The sequence below is a fragment of the Rahnella sp. P4_A8 genome (assembly GCF_056402435.1).
This window is the reverse complement of record NZ_JBFUHK010000356.1, coordinates 1-639: the sequence shown is the minus strand read 5'-3', so window position 1 is coordinate 639 and position 639 is coordinate 1. Positions and strand designations below refer to the sequence as shown.

Here is a 639-nt window from a genome sequence, read left to right as displayed (position 1 = left end):
TCAGCCATCTCTAGCCTGGTTTTGAGGTATTCCTCAGCGGATTGAACACCTGCATCTGACTGAGCAACATTACCAAATTTGACAAACCCCTCCATGACAATGTCTTGTACTGCAGCGACCAGATTATCCCCCAGAGGCGTCTCGATGAGTTCCGCAAGATCACTCTCAACAACCGTATCGGTATCAATGAAAAGTACTTTTGAAAAATCTCTAAATAGTTTTGGAATGAAAAGTCTGGAATATGTAGCAGCGGTAAAAGGAGGCCTGATATAAGCGTCTTTAATTTCCTTGAATGCATTTACATCAAAATAACGTACGTTTATATTGCTAGCATTCGCTACCAAATTTTTTACGCGCGCTTTATTTCGCTGACTTAGCCCATTATCCAGTACAACAATATCGTAATTGTGATTTGTGCTTGCGTTCTTAACGATAGAATTAACTAGGGCGCCAAGGCTCATTGCATAGTTATCGTCAGAACAAATAACAATTGGAACATTTCTCTCAGTGAAATAAGGTCCGAGCTTACCATTGAAAGTTTCGTTTTTTATAAATGTCCTTTGCACTTCTTTAATGCGTAGATTTTCGCTAGACAGTTTGAAAATAATAAATATATTAAATAAACGTTCGGATATATGC

The 639-nt window shown here is 38.2% G+C and carries 1 protein-coding gene; it reads right to left on the bottom strand.

Translation table 11 applies throughout. From position 1 onward, the window contains the following. Nucleotides 1–639 (bottom strand): glycosyltransferase family 8 protein (locus tag AC1DUO_RS25960; RefSeq protein ID WP_477989612.1); only part of this gene is annotated, 639 nt, incomplete at both ends.